Source organism: Streptomyces sp. NPDC020299 (assembly GCF_044387825.1).
Taxonomy (GTDB): domain Bacteria; phylum Actinomycetota; class Actinomycetes; order Streptomycetales; family Streptomycetaceae; genus Streptomyces.
Map to the genome: position 1 here is coordinate 38440 of NZ_JBIRWL010000029.1, position 14388 is coordinate 52827.

Here is a 14388-nt window from a genome sequence, read left to right on the forward strand (position 1 = left end):
CAACAGGTCAATCGGACGAGAAATCTGGACGGGCGCGGTCGGGAATCTGCCAAAAATTCGGCTGAATCCGGGGCAAGTCGGACCCCATAAAAGGCGCATAAGGCGCAAAACACACGCACACTTTGGCTACATCTTGTCGGGTGTGCGGTGCGAATCCGGGGTTCTCGACCCGGGGTTCAGAAGCGCGTTCCCCAACTGTACCGCGCTCAACCACATTGAATTGCCCCCTCCGCTTCTCACGCGGAGGGGGCAATTCGATGAACGCTCGGTAACCTGAGTTACCGACGGTAATGTTCTGTCATTCGGTCAGCCGCGTCAGGGCGCGTCGGGCGCGTCAGCCGCCGGCGACGGCCGGAATGATCGAGACGCCCGCGCCGTCCGGCGTCGCCGTTTCCAGACCCTGTTCAAAACGCACGTCGTCGTCGTTGACGTACACATTGACGAAGCGGCGCAGCTTGCCCTGGTCGTCCAGGACGCGGGCGGCGATGCCGGTGTGGTTCTTCTCCAGGTCGGAGATGACGTCGGCGAGGGTCGCACCCTCGGCCTGGACCTCGGCCCGGCCGCCCGTATAGGTGCGCAGGATGGTCGGGATACGGACGGTCACGCTCATGCGAGGCCTGCCTCTCGGAACGAATCGAGGTTGGGGCGGATCGTGGCGGTCAGGCCGGTGCCTGCCACCGCGTCCAGGGTCTTGAGGCCGTCGCCCGTGTTGAGGACGACGGTCGTCTTGGTCGGGTCGAGGACGCCGTCCTTGATCAGCTTCTGGGTGACGCCGACCGTCACACCGCCCGCGGTCTCCGCGAAGATGCCCTCCGTGCGGGCCAGCAGCTTGATGGCGTCCACCACCTGCTCGTCCGTCACATCCTCCACCGCCCCGCCCGTGCGGCGCGCGATGTCGAGGACGTACGGCCCGTCCGCCGGGTTGCCGATGGCGAGGGACTTGGCGATGGTGTTCGGCTTCTGCGGGCGTACGACGTCGTGGCCGGCCTTGTACGCGGTGGACACCGGCGAGCAGCCCTCGGCCTGGGCGCCGAAGATCTTGTACGGCTTGTCCTCGACCAGGCCGAGCTTGATCAGCTCCTGGAGCCCCTTGTCGATCTTGGTGAGCTGCGAGCCGGAGGCGATCGGCACGACGATCTGGTCGGGGAGCTGCCAGCCGAGCTGCTCGCAGATCTCGTACGCCAGGGTCTTGGACCCCTCCGCGTAGTACGGCCGCAGGTTGACGTTGACGAAGCCCCAGCCCTCGCCCGCCGGGTCGCCGATCAGCTCGGAGCAGAAACGATTCACGTCGTCGTAGTTGCCCTCGATGCCGACGAGCTCGCCGCCGTAGACCGCGGCCATGACGACCTTGCCCTGCTCCAGGTCGTGCGGGATGAACACACAGGAACGGAAGCCGGCCCGCGCCGCCGCGGCACCGACCGCGCCGGCCAGGTTGCCGGTGGAGGAGCAGGAGAGGGTGGTGAAACCGAAGGCGCGCGCCGCCTCCAGCGCCTGGGCGACCACGCGGTCCTTGAAGGAGTGCGTCGGGTTGCCGGAGTCGTCCTTCACGTACAGACCGCCGGTCACGCCGAGCTCGCGGGCCAGGTTGTCGGCCTTGACGAGGGCGGTCCAGCCGGGGTTGATGTTCGGCTTGGTCGCCACGTCGGCAGGGACGGGCAGAAGAGGCGCGTAACGCCAGATGTTCGCGGGGCCCGCCTCGATGCGCCGGCGGAGTTCCTCGGTGTCGTAGGCCGAGAAGTCGTAGGCGATCTCGAGCGGGCCGAAACACTCCTCGCAGGCGAAGACCGGTCCGAGCGGCACCCGGTGGCCGCATTCGCGACAGCTCAGAGCCGCGGCGGGGCCGAGGTCTACGGTGGAGTCAGTGGTGCTTGCAACAGTCTGCGCAGCCATGTGAGGCGAGGCCCTTTCTCCTCATCTTCCTCACGACGCATCTCGCCGTGAGACGGATTTGGCACCTTCCCGAGCCGGGGAGCCTCGCGGAACGATCAGGACTGGTCACTGATCTACGAGAACCGACTGGAGGGTTGCCGGGGCTTCATCGGGCCGTGTCCCTCTGCCCCTCTGGATGAGCGGTATGCGGTTGTGTGTGCGGTTGTGAACAGCGGTGGCCTCGGACATGCGATGGTCATCCGCGTTGTCCAAGACTGTAACCGAAGGCCGGGACAGTTGAGATAGTCGTCCGAACCGCGAGACAAACAGTGAGGAGCCGCCCACCGTGCTGGAGGAAGTAGAGCGCTGGCTGAGCACCCGCTCCTGGTCCGTGACCGATCGTCCGCTCCACCAGATCCTGGCCGCGAAGCAGCGCACGGGCCAGTCGGTCAGTGTCGTGCTGCCCGCGCTCAACGAGGAGGAGACGGTCGGCGACATCGTCGCGATCATCCGTCACGACCTGATGCGGCAGGTCCCGCTCGTCGACGAGATAGTCGTCGTGGACTCGGGGTCGACCGACCGTACCTCCGAGGTGGCCGCCGCCGCGGGCGCCCGGGTCGTCCACCGCGACGCCGTCCTGCCACGGATCCCGGCCGTACCCGGCAAGGGCGAGGTCCTGTGGCGCTCGCTCCTCGTCACCGGCGGGGACATCGTCTGCTTCATCGACGCCGACCTGCGGGAGTTCTCCTCCGACTTCGTCTCGGGGATCGTCGGCCCGCTGCTGACCGACCCGGACGTGGACCTGGTCAAGGGCATGTACGACCGTCCGCTCGGCGGCGCGAGGGGACAGGGCGGCCGGGTCACCGAGCTGATGGCGCGCCCCCTGCTCAACATGCACTGGCCGCAACTGGCCGGCTTCGTGCAGCCGCTGGGCGGGGAGTACGCGGCCCGCCGCTCCCTCCTCGAACAGCTGCCCTTCCCCGTCGGGTACGGGGTGGAGCTGGGCATGCTGGTCGACGCGCTGCATCTGGTCGGCCTGGACGCCCTCGCCCAGGTGGACGTGGGGGTGCGCAAGCACCGCCACCAGGACGGGCAGGCGCTGGGCCGGATGGCGGCCGCCATCTACCGCACCGCCCAGCTCCGGCTGGCCCGCGGGCATCTGATCCGGCCCTCCCTCACCCAGTTCGAGCGGGGCGAGGACGGCTTCGAGCCGCGCACGTTCTCCGTGGACACGGAGGAGCGGCCGCCGATGGTGGAGATCGCGGAGTACGCGGCGCGACGGGTGGCCTGACTTCCGGCCGCATCCCGTCCATGTCACTCCCCATGGGAGGGAACGCACGTTTGAGCGTTTCCGGGCCGGGCTAGGTTGAGACTCATGGCTTCCATGGCTTCCACGCAGGGTGCTGAAGTGCTGGTCGCGTCCAACCGCGGCCCGGTGTCGTACGAGGTACGCGAGGATGGCTCGCTGCACGCCAAGCGGGGTGGTGGCGGGCTGGTCTCGGGGCTGTCGGCCATCGGGCCGGACGCGAACGCGATGTGGGTGTGCGCCGCGCTGAGCGACGCCGACCGGGAGGCCGTGCGCCGCTCCCACGGCGGCCGGCGGCTGTCCGTGGACGCGACCGGCGGGCAGCACGTGCGGATGCTCGACATCGACGCGACGGTCTTCTCCGACGCGTACAACGGCATCGCGAACTCGGTGCTGTGGTTCGTCCACCACATGCTGTACCAGACCCCGCTGGAGCCGGTCTTCGACGCGGAGTTCCGGCGGCAGTGGGCGTCCTACGAGGCCTACAACCGGGCGTTCGCGGAAGCCCTGGCCGAGGAGGCGGCCGAGGGCGCGGCGGTGGTCGTCCAGGACTACCACCTGGCCCTGGCCCCCCGGATGCTCCGCCACCTCCGCCCCGACCTGCGCATCGGCCACTTCTCGCACACCCCCTGGGCCCCGCCGGACTACTTCCGCCTGCTCCCCGACGACATCGCGGCCGAGCTGCTCGGCGGGATCCTGGGCGCGGACCGGGCGGCGTTCCTCACCAGGCGCTGGGCGGACGCGTTCACCGCCTGCTGTCACGAGATCCTCGGCCCCGGCATTCCCTCCGGTACGCGTATCGGGGTGCACGGTCTCGGCGCGGACGCGGACTTCCTGCGCGAGCGGGCGCACCGGGCGGACGTGGCCGAGCGGATGACGGCGCTGCGGGCGGAGATCGGTGCGGCGCCCGGCGGAAAGGCCCGGAAGACGATCGTCCGGGTCGACCGCACCGAGCTGTCGAAGAACATCGTGCGCGGGCTGCTGGCCTACCGGCAGCTCCTCGACGACCACCCGGAGTGGCGTGAGCGGGTGGTGCACGTGGCCTTCGCCTACCCCTCGCGGCAGGACCTCGCGGTGTACCGCGACTACACGGCCGAGGTGCAGCGGGTGGCGGAGGAGATCAACTCCGCGTACGGCACGCCGGACTGGACCCCGGTCGTCCTCCACGTCAAGGATGACTTCGCCCGCTCCCTGGCCGCGTACCGGCTGGCCGACGTGGCCCTGGTCAACCCCATCCGGGACGGCATGAACCTGGTCGCCAAGGAGATCCCGGTCGTCTCCGACGCGGGCTGCGTCCTGGTCCTGTCGCGGGAGGCGGGCGCGTACGAGGAACTGGGCGAGGACGCGCTCACGGTCAACCCGTACGACATCACGGGCACGGCCCACGCCCTCCACCAGGCGCTCACCCTGCCGGACGGCGAACGCGCGGAGCGTACGAAGCGCCTCACCGCCGCGGCGACGGCGCTGCCGCCGGCCCAGTGGTTCCTGGACCAGCTGCACGAACTGGACGCGTGACCCCTGCCGGGGCGGACCGCCGAGGCTGGGCGGCGGGTGACGCTGTCGTGGACGGCTGGGCGGCGGCTGCGGCCGGGCGAGACGAGCAGCGGACACCTGCGGCGCCTCGGCCCCGCCGAAGCGGGCCACCGAGCGGGCGACCGGTGACGCCGTCGCGGACGACCGGCGGCGGGCCGCTGTACGACGGCAGGCGGCCGGTTCGGGGCGAGGGGGGGCAGTGCTTGCCGCTGTCGGCCGTGCGCGGGGAGCGGTGGCGCTCTTGCTCAGTTCAGCGCCGCTGCGATCCCCCGCAGTAGTGCCATGACTCCCTCGGGGCCGTCCACCACCAGGTCCGCGCGTTCGGCGAGTTCGGTGACCTCGGTGCTGCCGCTGCAGACCAGGAGGCCGGGGACGCCGTCGGAGCGGAGTTTGTCGACGGCGGCGAAGGCGGGGAGGTCGCCGAGGTCGTCGCCGGCGTAGAGGACGGACTCGGCGCCGGCCTCGCGGACGTACTCCAGGAGGGCGACGCCCTTGTCCATGCCGGGCGGGCGGAGTTCGAGGACCATGCGGCCGGGCTCGACGATCAGGCCGTTGCGGGCGGCGAGGTCGGTGAGGGGTCCGCGCAGGGCCTCGAAGGCGGCCTGCGGGTCGTCGGCGCGGCGGGTGTGCACGGCGACGGCCCGCCCCTTCTCCTCGATCCAGGTGCCGCGCCAGGCGCCGATGCGGTCGAGGAAGCCGGGCAGTTCGGCGCGGACGGCGGTGACGCCGGGGTGTGGGGCGGGGGCGTTGACGGTGCCGGTGACGGCGTCCCAGCGTTCGGCGCCGTAGTGGCCGAGGACGACGAGGTGCTCCAGGCCGGGAACGCCCGCGAAGCCGCCGTACCGCACCGCGACGCCGGCCGGGCGGCCGGTGACCACGGCGACGGCGGCCACCTTCGGGGCGAGGGCGGCGAGCGCGGGGACGGCCTCCGGGTGGGCGCGGGCCTGGTCGGGGTCCGCGACGATCGGGGCCAGCGTCCCGTCGAAGTCGAGGCCGATCACCGCGGAGCGCGGCCGCGTGAGCAGCGCGCGCAGCCCGTCCCGCCCGGCCTGGGTGACGGGGGTCGGCAGCGAGTCCCTGGGGTTGTCCGGGTCCGTGGAGTCGGTCGTGTCGATACCCATGGATCCGACCCTATCCACGCAAGCCCGGATGCACTCCTGGGAGCGTCACGCACGCCGGGGTCTGGGGCGGAGCCCCAGGGCTACCGCTCACCCCGCCGCGACTCCCGCACACGCCGCAGGCGATTCACCGTGACCGGGTCGTAAGCCAGCGCACGCGCATCGTCGAGGAGGGCATTGAGCAGCTGGTAGTAGCGGACAGGGGCCAGCCCCAGTTCCTCCCGTATCGCCCGCTCCTTGGCACCGGGGCCCGCGAAGCCCCGGCGTTCCAGCGCGAGGATGCCCCGCTCGCGCCGGCCCAGCTGGTCCCCTTCCATGTGCTGAACGGTAGCGCGGGGCACCGACAGCGACTCAGCTCGCGGCGCTGCTGTCCGCCGAGGTGGCGGTCGCCTGGAGGCGGCTGAGGGTGGCGACGGGGCTGCCCTGGGGGGCGACCGCCTGGCCGATGTCCTTCTTGATGCCGGCGGCGACCGCCGCCCAGGAGGTCTTGCCGACGGGGTAGAGCTCGGAGGTGGGGAGCTCGGAGAGGAAGGGCCGCAGGGCCTTGTCCCGGGACGACTCGGCCATGACGTCCGACGCGGAGGTGGTGACGGGCAGCAGCCCGTAGCGGCGGGAGAAGTCGAGGACGTTCTTCTCGTCGTAGACGAAGTCGAGGAAGTCGCCCACCTGCTCGGCGTGGCCGTTCTGCTTGAAGGCCATCATCCAGTCGGCGACGCCCATGGACGCCCTGGTCTGCGAGGTCCGCCCCGGCATCGGCACCGTGCCGAACTTCACGCCCTTCTTCTCGGCCTGCTGGATCAGCGCCGGGTGCCCGTCGATCATGCCGGCCTGCCCGTCCGTGAAGGCGGTGAACGCGTCGGCCCGGTTGAGCTTGGCCGGGGCGACCGGACCGGTCAGGCCCTTGCCCACGAGGTCGTCCTTGAGCCAGGTGAGGGTGTCGACGTTCTCCGTGGAGGCGAGGGAGTAGCCGCCGATGTTGTCGGTGTAGCCGCCGCCCCCGCTGAGCAGCCACTGCATGGTCTCGGCCTGGGCCTCCTCGGGACCGAGCGGCAGCGCGTAGGGGTATTTCACGCCCATCGCCTTGAGCTTCTCGGCGTCGGCCGCGAGGTCGTTCCAGGTGGTGGGCGGGGTGAGGCCGGCCTTGCCGAAGAGGGTCTTGTTGTAGAAGAGCACGCGCGTCGACGCGGCGAAGGGCATGCCGTACTGCGTGTGCTTCCACTGGCCGGCGTCGGCGAGCTGGGAGACGAAGTCGGCCTGGACGGGGATGGAGAGCAGGTCGGAGACGTCGTACAGCTTGCCCGCGGCGGCGTAGTCGGCGTAGGCGCCGATCTGCGCGAGGTCGGGTGCCTTGCCGGCGGCGACCATCTCCTTGACCTTGCGGTCGACGTCGTTCCAGGAGTACACGCTGACGTCGATCCGCACGCCGGAGTGCTTGGCCTCGTACTCCTTGGCCAGCTCGTCCCAGTACTTCTTGGAGCTGCTGGCCGCCGAGTCGCCGTAGTCGGCGGCGACGAGTCTGAGGGTGACGTCGGACGATCCGGTGCTCCCGCAGCCACCGAGGACCGCGGTCATGCCCAGCGCGGCTACCGCCGCGATCGTTCCTGCCGTACGACGACCCACTGCCTTGCCCCAAACCCTGCTGTCTCGTCATTCAATTAAGCGGACAGCATAGGTCTACACCACGCGAGTGGACTAGACCTCTTACGGGTCCGCGGGCCACACTGTTCCCGTGAGACATGTCATCGCCCTCGACGTCGGCGGTACCGGGATGAAGGCCGCCCTGATCGGGCCGGCCGGCGAGCTGCTGCACCAGGACCGCCGGGCGACGGGCCGTGAGCGCGGGCCCGACGCGGTGGTCGAGGCCATCCTCGGCTTCGCCGCCGACCTGCGCGCCCACGGCGAGGAGCGCTTCGGCGAACCGGCCGCCGCGGCTGGCCTCGCCGTGCCCGGAATCGTCGACGAGGTCCGCGGGATCGCCGTCTACGCGGCCAACCTCGGCTGGCACGACGTGCCGCTGCGCGAGCTGCTCGCCGACCGGCTCGGCGGCGTCCCGGTCGCCCTCGGCCACGACGTGCGCACCGGCGGCCTCGCCGAGGGCCGCACCGGCGCGGGCAAGGGCGCCGACCGGTTCCTGTTCGTGGCGCTGGGCACCGGGATCGCCGGCGCCATCGGCCTCGACGGCCGGGTGGAGTCGGGCGCGCACGGCTTCGCGGGCGAGATCGGCCACATCGTCGTACGGCCCGGCGGGATCCCCTGCCCGTGCGGACAGCACGGCTGCCTGGAGCGGTACGCGTCCGCCGCCGCGGTCAGCGAGGCCTGGGCGGCGGCCTCCGGCGGCCCGGAAGCGGACGCGGCCGACTGCGCGAAGGCCGTCGTGTCCGGTGACCCGAACGCCGTCCGGATCTGGCAGGAGGCCGTGGACGCGCTGGCCGACGGCCTGGTCACCGCGCTCACCCTGCTGGACCCGCGCACGCTGATCATCGGTGGCGGGCTCGCCGAGGCCGGGGAAACCTTGTTCACACCGCTCAGGGAGGCCGTCCGGCGGCGCGTCACCTTCCAGAAACTGCCGTCCGTCGTCCCCGCGGCTCTCGGCGACACCGCCGGGTGCCTGGGCGCGGGGCTGCTCGCCCGGGATCTCCTCGACAACACCGACCACTCGACCGACCACTCGGAGGTAACCGCCTGATGCCCCCCACCAAGGTTCTCGCCGGTGCTCGGGTGGTGCTGCCCACCGGGACCGTGCCCGACGGGCGTGTGATCGTCGAGGGTACGAGGATCACGGCCGCCGCACGCCCGGACGCGGAGGTCGTCGACGTCAGCGGCCACTGGCTGGTCCCGGGCTTCGTCGACCTGCACAACCACGGCGGCGGCGGAGCGTCGTTCTCCGGCCCGGTGGACGACGTACTGAAAGCCGTCGACAGCCACCGCCGGCACGGCACGACCACGCTGGTCGCCTCCACCGTCACCGACGAGATGGACGTCCTGGCCCGGCAGGCGGGGCTGCTGAGCGAGCTGGCCGAGCAGGGCGACATCGCGGGCATCCACTTCGAGGGCCCGTTCATCTCACCGTGCCGCAAGGGCGCGCACTCCGAGGCGCTGCTGCGCGACCCGGACCCGGCGGCGGTCCGCAAGCTCCTCGACGCGGCGCGCGGGCAGGCGAAGATGGTCACCCTGGCCACCGAACTCCCGGGCGGCATCGACTCGGTACGGCTGCTGGCCGAGCACGGCGTGATCGCGGCGGCCGGGCACACGGACGCGACGTACGAACAGACCGTCGAGGCGATCGACGCGGGCGCCACGGTCGCCACCCACCTCTTCAACGCGATGCCCGTCCTCGGTCACCGCTCCCCCGGCCCGATCGCCGCCCTACTGGAGGACGAGCGGGTCACGGTCGAGCTGATCAACGACGGCACGCATCTGCACCCGGCCGCCCTGGAACTGGCGTTCCGTCATGCGGGTGCCGGGCGGGTGGCGTTCATCACGGACGCCATGGACGCGGCCGGCATCGGCGACGGCCGCTACATGCTGGGCCCGCTGGAGGTCGAGGTCCGCGAGGGCGTGGCCCGGCTGGTCGAGGGCGGCTCCATCGCGGGCTCGACGCTGACCCTGGACCGTGCCTTCAAGCGGGCGGTGACGATCGACCGGCTGCCGGTGGCGGACGCGGTGGCCGCCCTGTCCGCCAACCCGGCCCGCCTGCTGGGCCTGGCCGACCGCGTCGGCTCCCTGGAACCCGGCAGGTACGCCGACCTGGTGCTGCTGGACGAGGAGTTCGACCTCAAGGGCGTGATGCGCCGGGGTGAATGGGTGGTCGATCCCCAACTGGGCTGATCCGTCCCCACGTCGGAGGCGGTGGCCGGTTCCGCGGTCTGGCCCGGTCGCCGTCTCTTTGACATGATCCGGCTTCCGGAAACGGAAGAAGACACGTGTCAAGCCCGAGGGGAGGCCGGCCCCAGTGATCCTCACGGTCACACTGAACACCGCTCTCGACATCACCTATCGCGTACGGTCCCTGCGGCCGCACGCCTCCCACCACGTCCACGAGGTCGTCGAACGGCCGGGCGGCAAGGGCGTGAACGTGGCACGGGTGCTCGCGGCCCTCGGCCACGAGGTGACGGCCACCGGATTCGCGGGCGGCGACACGGGGCGCGCGGTCCGGGACCGGCTGGCGGACACGCCGGGCGTGGTGGACGCGCTGGTGCCGGTCGGCGGGGCCACCCGGCGCACCGTCGCCGTCGTCGACGAACTGACCGGCGACACCACCCAGCTGAACGAGCCCGGCCCGCAGATCACGGCGGCCGAATGGGCCGCCTTCCAGGACACCTACGGGCGGCTGCTGGGCTCGGCGTCGGCGGTCGCCCTGTGCGGCAGCCTGCCGCCCGGAGTGCCGGTGGGCGCGTACGCCGGGCTGATACGCACCGCCCGGACCGCCGGCGTCCCCGTCCTCCTGGACACGGGCGGCGAACCACTGCGCCGCGGGCTGGCGGCCCGCCCGGACATCGTCAAACCGAACGCCGACGAACTCGCCGAACTCACCGGCTCCCACGACCCGCAGCGCGCCACCCACGACGCCCGGCGCCGCGGCGCCCACGCGGTCGTCGCCTCCCTGGGCCCCGACGGCCTCCTCGCCCACACCCCGCAGGGCCGCTGGTGCGCCGCCCCGCCCACCCGCTTGAACGGCAACCCGACCGGCGCCGGTGACTCCGTCGTCGCCGGCCTGCTGTCGGGCCTGGTGGAGAACCTGCCCTGGCCGGACCGGCTGACCCGCGCGGTCGCGTTGTCGGCGGCGACGGTGGTGGCACCGGTGGCGGGGGAGTTCGACCGGAGGGTGTACGAGGGGCTTGCGGGGCGGGTCGCGGTGACGGGCGACGCGGCTACGACTCTCGCCACCCCGACTTCAGCCAGAGCTGGTCGAAGTTGACGTCGCAGTTGTTGCCCTGCTCGCAGGAGATCTTGATGGTGTTGGCGCCCTTGTTGAGGATGATGTTTCCCCAGGTGTTGGTCCAGCCCTTTTCGTAGTCGCCCTCCGGCGCCTTGGCGAAGTTCGCCAGGTTGAGAGGGCGGTCCTGGGCCTTGCCATTGACCGTGATGGTGGCGTTGGCGTCCTTGCCGGGCACGCCGTAGTTGACGTACAGCGTGTACTTGCCCGCCTTGGGGATGTCGCTCACGTTCCAGGTGAGGGATGCGCCGACCTGGTTGAAGTTGCCCACGTAGAAGCCACCGTCGGCCTTCGCACCCTTGACGTCCGAGGCCGTGGCAGCTCCGCCGTCCAGCCGCAGGGCCTTGGCGTCGCTCTTGGGCAGGTCCGCCGAGCTCGCCGCCGAGCCGCTGCTGGACGGGCTGGGCTTCGTGCTCTGCGACTGGGTCGGCGCGGCGGATACCTCGTTGCCGGCCTTCTTGTCGTCGTCCCCGTTGCCGTTCATCATGACCACGCTGATGCCGACGACGACCGCGGCGACCACCGCGACCGCGCCGATCAGCAGGCCCTTGGTGTTCGGGCCGCGGCCCCGGCCGTTACCGCCCCCGCCGCCGGGCATCGGCTGCTGGGTGGTCGGCGCGCCGCCCGGGAGGGTCTCCGGCGCCTGGTAGTGGGCGTTCGGCTGGCCATAGGCGGCCTGCTGCTGCGGGGCGGTGGCCTGCTGGCCGCCGTACGTGCGCTCGCCGACCGCGCGCGTCCTGCTGCTCCTGCTGACCGAGTTCGGGTAGCCGTAACCGCTGGACGGCGGCTGGGCGCCCCTCGCCTGCCCGTCGGCGTAGAGATAGCCGAACGGGTCGTCGTCCTCGGGCGTGCTCGGGCCGTTTTCGCCAGGGCTCATCCCTTGGTCTCCTCAACAGGTGCGGGTGGATGCGGTACATGGTGAGAATGGCGAGCCTACCCGCTCCGTGTGGTCCAAACAGGTGACTCCGGTCGCATCACCCCGCTGACCTGGGAGTCACCCGGCCCGTCGGTGCTGTTTGGGACGAGATCGTTTCTCGACGTACATGCGTTCGTCAGCGGATTTCAACACTTCGTCCGCCGTCATTCCACAGTGTGCCCATCCGATGCCGAAGCTCGCGCCGACCCGCACGGCCCGTCCCTCGGCCCGGATGGGCTGGATGATCTCGTTGCGCAGCCGTACGGCGAGGTCCTGGGCGTCGGCCTCGCCGAGTCCGTCGGCGAGGATCACGAACTCGTCGCCGCCGAGCCGGGCCACCGTGTCGCCGTCCCGCACACCCCTGCTGAGGCGGCGGGCGACCTCGATGAGGACGGCGTCGCCCGCGTTGTGCCCGAACCGGTCGTTGATCGACTTGAAGCCGTCGAGGTCGCAGAAGAGGACCGCGAGGCCCTTGGTGCCCTCGTCCCGCTCGCCTTCGGGGGCGATGGTGTGCACATGATGATCGAAGCCTTCGAACGCCTGAGCGCCCTGGGTGAAGTCGAAGCCGTGGCCGACCGCGTCGAAGGCGGGGTGGCCGTAGGCCGCGTCCAGGGACTCCAGCGCACCGGGCTGGGTCTGCCGCTGACAGAGGCGGGCCGACAGGCGCGAGCGCAGCTCGGCGGAGTTCGGCAGGCCGGTCAGGGAGTCGTGGGAGGCACGGTGGGCGAGCTGGAGCTCGCGGCGCTTGCGCTCCTCTATGTCCTCGACGTGGGTGAGCAGGAAGCGGGGTCCGTCGGCGGCGTCCGCGACGACGCTGTTGCGCAGGGAGACCCAGACGTACGTGCCGTCGCGGCGGCCGAGACGCAGCTCCGTGCGTCCGCCCTCCGCCGAGGTCCGCAGCAGGGTGCCGATGTCCTCGGGGTGGACGAGGTCGGAGAAGGAGTAGCGGCGCATCGCGGAGGCGGGGCGGCCGAGCAGCCGGCACAGGGCGTCGTTGGTGCGCAGGATCCGGCCGTGCTCGTCGCCGCCCATCTCGGCGATGGCCATGCCGGAGGGGGCGTACTCGAAGGCCTGCCTAAAGCTTTCCTCGCTGGCGCGCAGGGCCTGCTGGTCGCGCTCCAGGCGGACCAGGGCGCGCTGCATATTCGCACGTAGACGCGCGTTGCTGATGGCGATGGCGGCCTGGAACGCGTACATCTGGAGCGCCTCGCGCCCCCACGCGCCGGGGTGGCGGCCGTTGCGCGGCCGGTCCACGGAGATCACGCCGAGCAGTTCGCCGCAGGAGCCGCCCGGCCCGCCGGGCGTGTACATGGGCGCGAACAGCCGGTCGGAGGGGTGCCACTCGTCCTCGAAGCGCGGGGCGGGGCCGTCCGTGAACCACTGGGGGACGTCGTCGTCGTCCAGCACCCAGCCCTCGGTGTGCGGTATGAAGCGCAGGTCGCCCCAGGCCTCGCCCATGCTCAGCCGGCGGTCCCAGGAGGTGCGGGAGCCGACGCGGCCGGTGATGAGGGCCTCGGCGGCGGAGTTGCCGGCGAAGGCGGCGACCACGAGGTCGCCGTCGGGGCGTACGAGGTTCACGGCCGCCATCTCGTACCCGAGGGCGTTGACGGCGCCGTCCGCGACGGTCTGCAGTGTGTCCGCCAGGCTGCGTGCCGTGTTCATGTCGGCCATGACCTGGTGCAGCTGTCGCAGGGACGCAAGACGGACGTACGGCTCCGACTCGGTCTCCATGCTCGCCCTCCCCCCGAGACCTCGCAGCGCATCAGGGTTGTCTTCGGCGGTCGTCTCCCGCGTTTCTTTTCGGTGATGCCGTTGCGATGCTCTTGGTAGCTTCCCCGCCACTGAATCACAGCGCGCTGCCCACTCGGTACACAGGGTCAACAATTCCTGCCCCTTGTGACTCAAGTCACAGAGGAACATGAACAATTGAGTGGAGTTTCTGCGTTTTCCCTGTGCGTTTACTGAACGCAGGCTTTGCGGGTGTGGGGACATGATGCACGGCGCGGGTCCTAGGACCTTCTCCCGGGGCCCGGTCCGCCGGGGGGCCGATGCGATACGCCCGGGGCGGAGATTAGCGTTTCCGGTGTGCCGAACACTCGCCCTGCCCCCTCCCTCCCCCTCGCCCCCACCGCCTCCGGGCATGCTGTGGGGGTGAGCAACGACGAGTTCCGGGCCGCGATGTCCCGGCTGGCCGCGGGCGTGGTCCTGGTGACCGCGCAGGAACCGCCGCTCGACCCGGACGACCCCGGGGCGCCGGCCGGCGAGGACGTCGGCATGACCGCCACCTCCTTCATGTCCGTCTCCCTCGAACCGCCGCTGGTCCTGGTCAGCCTGCGGGAGGGCTCCCGCATGGACGACCTGCTCGCCGAGCAGCCGCTGTGGGCCGTGTCCGTCCTCGCCGACAAGCAGCGCCAGGCCGCCGGCCGCTTCGCCATGAAGGGCCGCATCAGCGACCGCCTCCTCTTCGCGGACCTCCCCGTCAGCCGCGGCGAGGCCACCGGCGCGCCCATGGTCGACGGCGCCCTGGCCACCCTGGAATGCCGCACCGAGCAGCGGGTGGCGGCCGGCGACCACACACTGGTGATCGGGCGGGTTCTGACCGCCCGGGTGCCGGGTGCGGTTGGCTCGCCGCTGCTGTATTTCCGGGGCCGGTACGGTCACTTGGCATAATCGCCGCCGGGAATTCCGTCGCCGCATTGTGAACTCCCCG

At 71.3% G+C, this 14388-nt stretch carries 13 protein-coding genes and 1 riboswitch; of the genes, 6 read left to right on the forward strand and 7 right to left on the reverse strand.

Annotated elements, in window-relative coordinates; translation table 11 throughout:
• Positions 1-334: 334 nt before the first annotated feature.
• Together ACH45E_RS42245 and thrC are read right to left on the reverse strand one after the other, a co-directional pair.
• Positions 335-610, reverse strand: coding sequence for a ubiquitin-like small modifier protein 1 (locus ACH45E_RS42245; RefSeq protein ID WP_361455146.1), 276 nt, complete (start codon positions 608-610; stop codon positions 335-337).
• Positions 607-1890: a threonine synthase gene (thrC, locus tag ACH45E_RS42250; protein ID WP_361455149.1), complete on the reverse strand. Its 1284-nt coding sequence runs from the start codon at positions 1888-1890 to the stop codon at positions 607-609. Before thrC ends, ACH45E_RS42245 begins: the two co-directional genes overlap by 4 nt.
• 18 nt (positions 1891-1908) lie before the next feature.
• Positions 1909-2072: riboswitch (SAM riboswitch) on the reverse strand.
• A gap of 143 nt (positions 2073-2215) precedes the next feature.
• Here thrC and ACH45E_RS42255 point away from each other — a divergent pair.
• A complete protein-coding gene (locus ACH45E_RS42255; protein WP_361455152.1) occupies positions 2216-3160 on the forward strand; it encodes a glucosyl-3-phosphoglycerate synthase in 945 nt (314 codons plus the stop codon).
• A gap of 93 nt (positions 3161-3253) precedes the next feature.
• Entirely contained in the window at positions 3254-4690 is a 1437-nt protein-coding gene (locus ACH45E_RS42260) for a trehalose-6-phosphate synthase (protein WP_361455281.1), read from the forward strand.
• Between the two features lie 263 nt (positions 4691-4953).
• Here the strand turns inward: ACH45E_RS42260 and otsB are convergent, their stop codons facing one another.
• The 3 genes from otsB to ACH45E_RS42275 form a co-directional block, all read right to left on the reverse strand.
• Positions 4954-5829: a trehalose-phosphatase gene (otsB, locus tag ACH45E_RS42265; RefSeq protein WP_361455155.1), complete on the reverse strand. Its 876-nt coding sequence runs from the start codon at positions 5827-5829 to the stop codon at positions 4954-4956.
• An 80-nt stretch (positions 5830-5909) separates the two neighbouring features.
• The gene (locus ACH45E_RS42270) at positions 5910-6143 is read right to left on the reverse strand and encodes a DUF3263 domain-containing protein (RefSeq protein ID WP_361455158.1); all 234 of its coding nucleotides are present in this window, start codon (positions 6141-6143) and stop codon (positions 5910-5912) included.
• A gap of 34 nt (positions 6144-6177) precedes the next feature.
• Positions 6178-7398: an extracellular solute-binding protein gene (locus ACH45E_RS42275; protein WP_361455161.1), complete on the reverse strand. Its 1221-nt coding sequence runs from the start codon at positions 7396-7398 to the stop codon at positions 6178-6180.
• 157 nt (positions 7399-7555) lie between these two features.
• Here ACH45E_RS42275 and ACH45E_RS42280 point away from each other — a divergent pair, with 157 nt between their 5' ends.
• The 3 genes from ACH45E_RS42280 to ACH45E_RS42290 all read left to right on the forward strand — a co-directional run bounded on the left by ACH45E_RS42280 (position 7556) and on the right by ACH45E_RS42290 (position 10744).
• Positions 7556-8512, forward strand: coding sequence for an ROK family protein (locus ACH45E_RS42280; RefSeq protein WP_361455164.1), 957 nt, complete (start codon positions 7556-7558; stop codon positions 8510-8512).
• Complete coding sequence (nagA, locus tag ACH45E_RS42285) at positions 8512-9654, forward strand: N-acetylglucosamine-6-phosphate deacetylase (protein WP_361455167.1); 1143 nt, start codon at positions 8512-8514, stop codon at positions 9652-9654. Before ACH45E_RS42280 ends, nagA begins: the two co-directional genes overlap by 1 nt.
• 124 nt (positions 9655-9778) lie before the next feature.
• Positions 9779-10744, forward strand: coding sequence for a 1-phosphofructokinase family hexose kinase (locus ACH45E_RS42290; protein ID WP_361455170.1), 966 nt, complete (start codon positions 9779-9781; stop codon positions 10742-10744).
• Here ACH45E_RS42290 and ACH45E_RS42295 read toward each other — a convergent pair.
• Together ACH45E_RS42295 and cdgB are read right to left on the reverse strand one after the other, a co-directional pair.
• Positions 10698-11639, reverse strand: coding sequence for a CBM35 domain-containing protein (locus ACH45E_RS42295; protein ID WP_361455173.1), 942 nt, complete (start codon positions 11637-11639; stop codon positions 10698-10700). The two genes, ACH45E_RS42290 and ACH45E_RS42295, sit on opposite strands and share 47 nt — an antisense overlap.
• Before the next feature lie 117 nt (positions 11640-11756).
• A complete protein-coding gene (gene cdgB / locus ACH45E_RS42300; protein ID WP_361455176.1) occupies positions 11757-13409 on the reverse strand; it encodes a diguanylate cyclase CdgB in 1653 nt (550 codons plus the stop codon).
• A gap of 354 nt (positions 13410-13763) precedes the next feature.
• On the opposite strand from cdgB, the gene ACH45E_RS42305 reads away from it, so the two are divergent.
• Entirely contained in the window at positions 13764-14348 is a 585-nt protein-coding gene (locus ACH45E_RS42305; protein ID WP_399042677.1) for a flavin reductase family protein, read from the forward strand.
• Positions 14349-14388 lie beyond the last annotated feature (40 nt).